The following is a 5,665-nucleotide window of genomic DNA, read 5'->3' as shown; positions in this document are numbered from 1 at the left end:
GGTCCGGCATCCAGGGCGAGAACTTTCCAGCCGGCGCGGGCCAGTCGCTGGATCATGGTCGAGCCACCTGCTCCGCACCCGACGACGAGCAGGTCGACCTCGTCGGTATCGTCGAAGCGGCGCATGTCGTGGCGCAGCTGATGGTTGACGCGTTTGCCGTCGGCGGGCAGCAGCCACGCCGACTCGTTCCGGTCGCGAACGTTGCTCACTGCTGTCCCCGTAGGGGGTCGTCGGCTGGTTTGGCGTCGCGGACCTCGAACGGCTCCAGCTTGTCGACTCCTGCGTTCTTGTAGCCGCGAGGGTAGGCCGGGCCGGGGAAGCCCATCTCGTTCCACGCCGACGGGTGGGAGTAGAAGGCCGTGCATGCGTAGCGGGTCCACAGGCTCCACACGTGCTTCGCGTTGAGGTCGTGCCACAGGCCAGACCCACAGTCTTGGACTGCCTGAATGACACTTGCCTGCTCCGGCTTCGAGCAGGCCACGAAGCCGGTGTGGAACCGGTCGGTTGCGTCCGTGTCGAGCGCAGCAAGGGTGTCCCGCCAGGCCTGCCCGTCGGCGGGCATGTCGTGGTAACGCCAGCCGTCGGTCTGCTGCTCGGCCAGCCGGGCATCAACGAGGTTCACGATCGGCACCCGGGACTCTGGGTTCGGGTCGTCGTCCTGAGCGAGCAGAGCGTCACACAGCGCGGTCGCGATGCCTTGTTCGGTGGGTGTGAAGAAGCGGATATCGGGAGCCATCCCAACCCGGTCCAGCACCACCCCGGCCGTCACCGGGTCCCAGTGGCTGCTCTGGTCTAGCACGTCGAAGCCGGGGAAGCGACCCGACCACGGCTCGGTACTTGGTGGAGTCACAGGCCGTACCTCGCGGGTCACTTCTCGCGTCGCAGGATGGCGGCCAGCAGGCCCATACCGCCCACCAGCGAGACCAGCAGCGGCGCCAGCAGCGGCGGACCCATCTCCATGTTGTAGCGGGCGTTGCGCCACCCACCCGGCTTCTGGGAAATGCCCCGCGCGTGCAGGTAGAAACCCTGAAGACCGTTGACGCAGATCGCCGCCGACGCAATCGGCAGCGCGGTCTTGGCCATCCGATGGCTGCAGAACCCAGCCACCCCCGCCACGGCCCCGACCGGGCCCATCGCCACCGGCAGCCACATCAACTTGTTGCCGAAACTCGCCGAGTCATGCTCGAAGAAGATCTCCGCGGCCGCCACCAGCGCTCCCACCGCGGTCAGCGCCGACAGACTGCGCTCGAAGCGCCCCGTCTCGATGTTGCGGACCATCCGGTCGATCCCGTGGACGACCGGTGCCACCCCGGCGGTCGCTGATGCTGCTGCCATCTTCAGTCCTTTCGGGTCCATACTGCCACCGCGTCTCTCCAGGCTTCCGAGGGCTGCGGCGGGCAAGGAATTTGTTTGCGTAGACGCAACACTAGTCAAATGCTTGCGTAATCGCAACCACCCGACATACTGGAGTCATGAAGAGCGGAGATCAAAGCGTGATGTCGAGCGAGCAGGTTGACGCCGTCATGCTCGCGGCCCAGGCCCTGGTCGGGGTCGCGGCCCAGGCGGTGGCCGAGGCGGAAGACCGGGTGACCCTGCCGCAGTTGCGAGTCCTCGTGCTCATCGCCGGCCATGGTCGGATGAATCTCAACGCCCTGGCCTCCGCCGTGGACGTGCACCCCTCCAATGCCAGCCGCGCCTGCGACCGCCTCGTGCAGGCTGGATATCTCAGCCGAACGGAGTCCACCATCGACCGCCGCAATCTGATCCTCGAGCTGACCGATGACGGGCGCGAGCTCATTGACGAGCTCCTCGACCACCGCCGCACGGCCATTGCCGGGATCCTCGAAAAGCTGTCCGAGCCACGCCGGCGCGCCCTGGCCGGTGCCATGCGCTCCTTCGCTCAGGCCGCTGGTGAGGTTCCGGTCGAGTCGGCGTGGAAGCTGGGCTGGCGCAGCTGACTCTGCAGCCTGGCGGTTCTAGCTAGATTCCGGCGGCGTTGGCGTAGAACTGCTGGTCCTCGCGCCACCCGCCCATCCCCATCCCGATGTCGCTCACGTCGGCGACGAACTCGATCCCCGTCACCCACTTGACCATCTTGAACCCGAGCTGGGTCTCGAGCCGGACCCGAACCGGGGCGCCGTGCTCGACCGGTAACGGTGCTCCGTTCATCTCCAGGGCGAGGATGGTCTGCGGGTTGCTGGCCAGGTGGATCGGGATCGTGCCGTAGAAGAAGCCGTAGCGGCCCTCGCCCTCGGTCAGTCCCTTGTCGTCCATGGCGTAGAACACCACGTAGCGCGCCTGCGGTGAAGGATGCACCTCCGCCATGAGTCGCTGGAGGGGGACGCCCCCCCATTCGGCGACCGCCGTCCAGCCCTGGATGCAGTTGTGCTTGGTGATCTGGCTCTGCTCGCCCAGTGCCCGCAGCTGCTCCCGGGAGAGACTCATGGGGTTCTCGACGAGGCCGCCGACGCTCAGGCGGTAGCCACGGAAGTCGTCTTCAGCAAGCCTCCGGTAGTCATCGCCCGGCGGTGGGTATCCGTTGACGCGGAAGTAAGGGGAGATGTCGGCGCGGCCGAAGTGCTGCTTCGAGGTGAAGGTGCGAGAGATCGCGCCTTCGAAGGGGTTGACCATGAACCCGAGCAACTTCTGGGTGCGCCGACGGTAGCGCAGCGAGAACCACGAGATCACGACGTGGACGATGAGGATGGCGAACAGCCCGGCCAGGCCGATGCCGACAGCCAGACGCCGGTTGCCGCCGGGGTCACCGAGCACGATGGCCGCGAACTCCTTGGGCACTCCGTGGATGATGACCATAGTTACGTGAACGACGATGAAGGCGACGAACGCGCACATCAGGATGAAGTGCACGCTGCGAGCACCCTGCTTGCCGCCGAAGAGCTTTCCGTACCAAGGGAAGCGGGCCAGGACGGAGGGGGACATGGCGGCGCCCGACGCGATCTGCAGCGGGGCCATCACGAAGATCACTACGAAGTACGCCAGCTTCTGTGCCGGTTCGAACGGCTCACCGGGGATCTTGGCCGGGAGCTGGAACTGAAGGTAGGTGCCGATTGACCTGATCGAGTCGGGTACCAGCGACCAGTGCGTCGGGATGAGGTAGTGCCAGTAGCCGGTGACGAAGACCATCACGACGTAGACCAGACCGGTCACGATCCAGAACTGCACGCTCATGAAGTGCCAGTGGCGACCCAGGCCGAGGTTCTTTTTGCCCGGTAGCGCGACGAGGGGTGACCACGACTCCTCCTCGTCCAGCGAGGACCACGGCTTTCGGGAGTCGGCCCCGTGCATCGTCTTGGACAGCCGGAGCCACTCACGGCCCGGGGGGCTGTCATCGTGCCAGTAGAGCTTGGGGAAGGCTGAGAGCACCTCGAACCCGGAACGGAACAGCAGGAGCATGAAGAAGAGGTTGAGGAAGTGGGTGATGACGACCCACATCGGGAAGAAACTGGGCACCAGCTCTGCTCCTTAGCACTTCACTGACCCGGCCCGGCGAGGCAGACGTCCGGCCGGGGCGGATGCGGGCAATACTCGAAGCATAAGCGCAACGATTGCGTAAAGGCAACGAGCCGTGCGACAATCGGAGTCATGAACACGACCATGGATGCGGGCTCCGAGATCCGCACCAGTGCGAGTGGCCAGGCGCCGGTCCGGCGACTGACCGAGCTGCGGACAACCCTGCTCGGTGGACGCGGGCCGGGGGCCTCGGATGAGGAGGTCGCCGATCACACCCGCGACCGGTCTTGGCTGGGTGCCGTACCCGTCTCGGTCGAACGCGCGCTGGTCGAGCGTCAGGGCGAGCACCTGCGAGCCGGCGAGCCGATCGTGAACAGCCGCGTGCTGCGACGGCGGCGGTCCCGATCCCTGCGAACCGCCGTCCTGGGCGCCGTGGTTGCTCTTGTCGTACGGGCGGTCGCCGTCCGGCTTGTCCGGCCGAGGCGACAGCAGCGCCCGTAGACCCTGACGACAGCGCGAAAGTCCCCCCACTCACAGAGAGGCCGACCATGACCCACGTACCGTCGGGCAAGCAGTTCGAGATCGCCCACGGCGAGCAACGCGCCGTCATCGTCGAAGTCGGCGGCGGCATCCGCGCATACGACGTGGGTGGTCATGAGGTGCTTCAGCCGTATCCCGTCGACCAGATGTGCGATGGAGCGCACGGGGCGCCCTTGGTCCCGTGGCCCAACCGGCTCGGCGATGGCCGCTACCGCTTCGACGACGAGGACTATCAGGTTGCCCTCACGGAGCCGGAGAAGAACAACGCCATCCACGGTTTCCTGCGCTGGCGCCCTTGGCGTTGCCTAGAGAGCCAGGAAAGCCACGTCGTCATGACCAGCACGCTTTTTCCGTTGCAGGGCTACCCGTTCAGCCTGGACGTACGCGTCAGCTACCACCTCGACGAGACGGGTCTGAGCGTCACGACCACCGCTACGAACATCGGCGACCGCCCTGCCCCTTACGCCTGCGGTCAGCATCCCTACCTCTCACCGGGGGTGGGCACCGTCGGCGACTGCACGCTCCACCTACAAGCCGACACCCGCATCCTGACCGACCCCGACCGCCAGCTCCCTGTCGGCCGCGAAGACGTCGCCGGAACCGCCTACGACTTCAGGGACGGCAAACGGATCGAACACCTCGCCATCGACGACGCGTTCACCGACCTGCACCGAGACGAGCGAGGCCGGTCCTGGGTGCGCCTCGAGGGCGTCGACGGCCGCGTCACCTCGCTGTGGGTCGACGAGGCCTACCCGGTCATCGAGATCTTCACCGGCGACACCCTGGCCCCGGACCGGCGCCGGCGCGGGCTGGGCACGGAACCCATGACCTGCCCACCCAACGCGTTCCAGAGCGGCGACGAGGTGATCCGGCTCGAGCCGGGTGACACCTCAAGCGCGAGCTGGGGTGTGGCAATGACACAGCCGAACGACACAGCCGAACGACAGAGCTGAACGACAGAGCCGAACGACAGAGCCGAACGACAGTGAAGGAGCACAGATGTCTCGCGTAGTCGTAGTGACCGGAGCCAGCGGAGGAATCGGGCGAGCCAGCGTGGCGGAGTTCGCCCGTCGGGGCGACCGCGTGGCGTTGATCGCTCGAGGACAGGTGGGGCTCGACGCGGCCGCCGCGGAGTGCCGCGAGCTCGGCGCGCGGACGCTGACCGTGCCGGTCGACGTCTCCGACGCCCAGGCGGTCGCGGCCGCCGTCGAGCGTGTCGAGACCGAGCTTGGTCCCATCGACGTGTGGGTCAACGTGGCCTTCACTTCGGTTTTCGCCCGGTTCGATGACATCAAGCCGGACGAGTACCGGCGCGCCACCGAGGTCAGCTACCTCGGCTACGTGTACGCCACGATGGCTGTGCTCCCTCGGATGAAGCAACGCAACCGCGGCACTATCGTGCATGTCGGGTCGGCGCTGGCCTACCGGGGTATCCCGCTACAGACCGCGTACTGCGGCGCGAAGCACGCCATCCAGGGGTTCCACGAGGCGTTGCGGTGTGAGCTGCTGCATGAGCACAGCAACGTGCACGTGACGATGGTGCAGATGCCGGCGGTCAACACCCCGCAGTTCTCGTGGGTGCTCTCCCGGTTGCCCAAACACCCCCAGCCGGTGCCGCCGATCTACCAGCCGGAAGTGGCCGCCCGTGGTGTGG

7 protein-coding genes and 1 pseudogene are annotated in these 5,665 nt (G+C 66.7%); 4 read left to right on the top strand and 4 right to left on the bottom strand.

Going from position 1 to position 5,665, the window contains the following annotated elements; genetic code table 11:
• The 3 genes and pseudogenes from ABI385_RS01855 to ABI385_RS01845 form a co-directional block, all read right to left on the bottom strand.
• Positions 1-209, bottom strand: a pseudogene (locus ABI385_RS01855) (GMC family oxidoreductase); the annotation flags it as partial.
• A complete protein-coding gene (locus ABI385_RS01850; protein WP_348102028.1) occupies positions 206-850 on the bottom strand; it encodes a gluconate 2-dehydrogenase subunit 3 family protein in 645 nt (214 codons plus the stop codon). The pseudogene ABI385_RS01855 and the gene ABI385_RS01850, both read right to left, overlap by 4 nt.
• A gap of 17 nt (positions 851-867) precedes the next feature.
• The gene (locus ABI385_RS01845; RefSeq protein WP_348102027.1) at positions 868-1,335 is read right to left on the bottom strand and encodes a hypothetical protein; all 468 of its coding nucleotides are present in this window, start codon (positions 1,333-1,335) and stop codon (positions 868-870) included.
• A gap of 137 nt (positions 1,336-1,472) precedes the next feature.
• Between ABI385_RS01845 and ABI385_RS01840 the strand changes: the two genes are divergently transcribed.
• Positions 1,473-1,958 carry a MarR family transcriptional regulator gene (locus ABI385_RS01840; RefSeq protein WP_348102026.1) on the top strand — a complete coding sequence of 162 codons (486 nt, stop codon included), beginning with the start codon at positions 1,473-1,475 and terminating at the stop codon, positions 1,956-1,958.
• A 22-nt stretch (positions 1,959-1,980) separates the two neighbouring features.
• Here the strand turns inward: ABI385_RS01840 and ABI385_RS01835 are convergent, their stop codons facing one another.
• Positions 1,981-3,471, bottom strand: coding sequence for a molybdopterin-dependent oxidoreductase (locus tag ABI385_RS01835; protein ID WP_348102025.1), 1,491 nt, complete (start codon positions 3,469-3,471; stop codon positions 1,981-1,983).
• A 132-nt stretch (positions 3,472-3,603) separates the two neighbouring features.
• Here ABI385_RS01835 and ABI385_RS01830 point away from each other — a divergent pair, with 132 nt between their 5' ends.
• From ABI385_RS01830 to ABI385_RS01820, 3 genes are all read left to right on the top strand, one after another.
• Complete coding sequence (locus ABI385_RS01830) at positions 3,604-3,972, top strand: hypothetical protein (RefSeq protein ID WP_348102024.1); 369 nt, start codon at positions 3,604-3,606, stop codon at positions 3,970-3,972.
• 47 nt (positions 3,973-4,019) lie between these two features.
• On the top strand, positions 4,020-4,964 hold the full coding sequence (locus ABI385_RS01825) for an aldose 1-epimerase family protein (RefSeq protein ID WP_348102023.1): 945 nt from the start codon (positions 4,020-4,022) through the stop codon (positions 4,962-4,964).
• 46 nt (positions 4,965-5,010) lie between these two features.
• Positions 5,011-5,665, top strand: a 655-nt coding sequence (locus tag ABI385_RS01820) for an SDR family oxidoreductase (protein ID WP_348102022.1), incomplete at its 3' end; no start/stop codon positions are given.

Source organism: Lapillicoccus sp. (genome assembly GCF_039935575.1).
GTDB lineage: Bacteria > Actinomycetota > Actinomycetes > Actinomycetales > Dermatophilaceae > Lapillicoccus.
Note: the sequence above shows the minus strand (reverse complement) of the source record. Positions and strands in the feature narration are given on the sequence as shown.

Coding starts and splice junctions, on each gene's coding strand:
- ABI385_RS01845 (WP_348102027.1), bottom strand. CDS start 1,335: ATGGCAGCAGCATCAGCGACCGCCGGGGTGGCACCGGTCGTCCACGGG.
- ABI385_RS01840 (WP_348102026.1), top strand. CDS start 1,473: ATGAAGAGCGGAGATCAAAGCGTGATGTCGAGCGAGCAGGTTGACGCC.
- ABI385_RS01830 (WP_348102024.1), top strand. CDS start 3,604: ATGAACACGACCATGGATGCGGGCTCCGAGATCCGCACCAGTGCGAGT.
- ABI385_RS01825 (WP_348102023.1), top strand. CDS start 4,020: ATGACCCACGTACCGTCGGGCAAGCAGTTCGAGATCGCCCACGGCGAG.